The organism is Kitasatospora sp. NPDC001683, from assembly GCF_053596495.1.
The window spans coordinates 1-3,271 of sequence record NZ_JBSFGK010000211.1; the positions used below are offsets into that span (position 1 = coordinate 1).

3 protein-coding genes are annotated in these 3,271 nt (G+C 71.3%); 1 reads left to right on the forward strand and 2 read right to left on the reverse strand.

The annotated features are described in order from the left end of the window. Window positions 1-131: 131 nt before the first annotated feature. Both ACWCYO_RS40455 and ACWCYO_RS40460 read right to left on the reverse strand, forming a co-directional pair. A complete protein-coding gene (locus ACWCYO_RS40455) occupies window positions 132-389 on the reverse strand; it encodes a DUF3263 domain-containing protein (RefSeq protein ID WP_270144983.1) in 258 nt (85 codons plus the stop codon). Window positions 390-561: 172 nt separating this feature from the next. Continuing rightward, window positions 562-1,800, reverse strand: a complete 1,239-nt coding sequence (locus ACWCYO_RS40460) for an extracellular solute-binding protein (RefSeq protein WP_270144985.1) — start codon at window positions 1,798-1,800, stop codon at window positions 562-564. A 363-nt stretch (window positions 1,801-2,163) separates the two neighbouring features. On the opposite strand from ACWCYO_RS40460, the gene ACWCYO_RS40465 reads away from it, so the two are divergent. Next, a complete protein-coding gene (locus ACWCYO_RS40465) occupies window positions 2,164-3,111 on the forward strand; it encodes an ROK family protein (RefSeq protein ID WP_270144986.1) in 948 nt (315 codons plus the stop codon). The last annotated feature ends 160 nt before the right edge of the window (window positions 3,112-3,271 follow it).

Sequence of the window (3,271 nt, forward strand, 5' to 3'; positions counted from 1 at the left end):
GCCTGGGCGATCAACGGGACGCTGAAGTCCAGCCTGGCCGGGCTGACCACGGTCGTGCCGTACGGCCAGCTGGCGGTGTTCCTGGGTCTGGCACCACGCCCCACCTCCACACACACACAGAACCCCCCACCTCACCGAGCCGCCCGCCGGGCCTCCCGCACCCGCCGCAACCGATTCACCAGCACCGGCGCGAACGCCAACGCCTCCTCCCGGTCCAGCAACCCGTTCAGCAACTGGTAGTACCGCGTGGAGGAGAGCCCCAGCTCCTCCCGGATCGCCCGCTCCTTGGCCCCCGCCGTCCGCCACTGCCGCCCCTCCAGCGCCAGCACCGCCCGGTCCCGCTCACTCAGCTCGCCCAGCTCGCCCACCGACAACCACCTCCGCCGCATCCCCACGGACCTACGGAGTGTCATTCTCCCGCCGGCCGCCGACACACTCTGCCCCCACGCCCTGGCCCGCGCCGCACCACGGTCGCCCCCATGACGAGCATGACGAGCACGACGACCTTCGCCCTGCACATCCCCACCGCCGACCTCGCCCCCGAGCATCCCCGGCCGGGTCCTACTGCTTTCGGACCCGGGCCGCCTCCTGCATCGCCGCGTCCTGCAGCCCGCCGAGCACCTGCTTCGGGTCCCCGGTCACCGCCTGCCCGATGCCCGCCTTGATCCGGTTGCTGACCTCGCCCCAGGCCGGGTCCCCGAACGGGTAGAAGCTCGCGTTGCCGAGCCCGACCGCGAACTGCTTGAGGTCCGCGTGCTTGGGGTCCGACGACATCTGGCCGAAGGCGTCCTGCGTGACCGGCAGCAGGTTGTACTGCTCGTCGAACTTCAGCTGGTAGTCCTTCGTGTAGACGAAGGACAGGAACTTCTTGATCTCGTTCTTGTGCCCGTTGGCCTTGAACGCCATCATCCAGTCCGCGACCCCGAGGCTCCCGGTCTTCCCGACGCCGTCCTTCTTCGGGATCGGCGCCGTCCCGAAGTCGATGTTCCCGGCGGACGCCATCCGCAGCAGCGTCGGGTGCCCGTTCAGCATCGCGACCTTCCCGGCCGCGAAGTCCTGGAACACCGGAGTGCGGTTCATCTTGCCGGGGTCCGGGTACGTCAGCCCGGTGCTCACCAGGTTGTTCTTCAGCCAGCCGAACGTCGCCTGGTTCTGGTCGCTGTCGATGGTGTAGTTGCCTACGTCGTCGGAGAGGCTGCCGCCGCCGCTCAGCGTCCACAGCATGGACTCGGCCGGTGCCTCCTCCGGCCCCAGCGGGAGCCCGTACGGGGTCACCCCCGGCACCTTGGCCTTGATCTTCTCGGCCGCCGCGCGGAGCTCGTTCCAGGTGGTCGGCGGCTGGGTGATCCCCGCCTGCCGGAAGACCGCCTTGTTGTAGAAGAGCACCCGCGAGGACGACACGAACGGGATCCCGTACTGGGTGCCCAGCACCTGCCCGGCGTGCGCGAAGTTGTCCATGAACTTGGCCTGGGTGTCCATCGAGAGCACGTCGGCGGCCGGGTACAGCCGGTCCGCGGCGACCTGCTCCGCGAACCCGCCGGTCTGCAGCAGGTCCGGCGACTTCCCGGCCGCGATCATGTCGTCGACCTTCTTGCCGATGTCGGTCCAGCTGTCCACCTCGACCTGGACCTTGATGCCGGGGTTGGCCGCCTCGAAGGCCTTGGAGACCTCGTCCCAGTAGTGCTTGGAGCTGGTCTCGACGTTCTCCCCGTAGTCCGCGGCGACCAGTTTGAGCGTGACCGGCCCGTCGCCCTGCCCGCTGCACGCGCTGACCGCGGTGAGCACCAGTGCTCCGGCCATCGCCGTACCGAGCACACGGAGGGAAACGTGGGCGCGCCTGTCCAACGCGGGTACCGCCTTCGGGGGAAATACGGCCGGATGAGGGAATCCGGCAGGGGGGAGCGCAAGACTGCCAAATCGCACGCTCATTGGTCCACACCACTCGGCCCAACTCGCCGAGCAGTTACCGAAATGCCCCGGTTCATTGCACGATGCGCAACAAAGGAAGGGAACGGACCCCCCGAACCGCCCCCCGACGCCCCTCGGCGCAAAGCCCCGCACACCCCCGCCGCGACAGGCCGAGACCAAGCTCACCCGGCATGGACCAGACCAATCCGACAACTGGACTAGACCTCTTCTACCACCCAGGAGAAACTGTCCCCCGTGAAGCACGTCATCGCACTCGATGTAGGCGGCACCGGCATGAAGGCCGCGCTGCTCGCCCAGGACGGCTCCGTGCTGTTCGAAGCACGCCGACCGACCGGGCGGGAGCACGGCACCGACGCCGTCGTCGCCGCCATCCTCGACTTCGCCGCCGACCTGGCCGAGGAGGGCCGTGCCCGTTTCGGCCTCCCCCCGGCGGCGGCCGGCGTGGCCGTCCCCGGCACCATCGACGAGAAGAACGGGATCGCGGTCTTCTCCGCCAACCTCGGCTGGCGCGACCTCCCGATGCGGAAGCTGCTCGGCGAGCGCCTGGCCGCCCCCGGCGGCCCCGCGATGCCGGTGGCCCTCGGCCACGACGTGCGGACGGGCGGCCTGGCCGAGGGCCGGCTCGGCGCCGGCCGGGGCGTCGACCGCTTCCTGTTCATCGCCCTGGGCACCGGCATCGCCGGCGCCATCGGCATCGACGGCCGGATCGAGGCCGGCGCGCACGGCTACGGCGGCGAGATCGGCCACGTCGTGGTCCGCCCCGGCGGCCTGCCGTGCGGCTGCGGCGCCCGCGGCTGCCTGGAGACGCTGGCCTCCGCCTCCGCCGTCTCCCGCGCCTGGGCCGAGGCCAGCGGCGACCCCGACGCCGACGCGGCATCCTGCGCCGCCGCGGTGGACGCCGGGGACGACCGCGCCCGAGCCGTGTGGCAGAACGCGGTCGACGCCCTGGCCGACGGCATCGTGCTCGCCCAGAGCCTGCTCGACCCGTCCACGGTGATCGTCGGCGGCGGGCTGGCCGAGGCCGGCGACACGCTCTTCACACCGCTGCGCACGGCGGTCACCGAGCGCCTGACCTTCCAGATGCCCCCGAAGGTCGTACCCGCCATGCTCAAAGACACCGCCGCGTCCCTGGGCGCCGGCCTGCTCGCCTGGGACCTGCTCTCCTTGGAGGTGACCGCGTGACCACCGCGGACCGTGACCGTACTGCCCTGGCCGGCGCCCGACTCGTCCTGCCCGGCGGCGTCGTGGAGGGCGGCCGCCTGGCCGTCGAGGGCGACCGGATCGCCGCACTGACGAGCGGGGAGAGCGAGCCGGGCGACCTCGACCTGACCGGCCACACCGT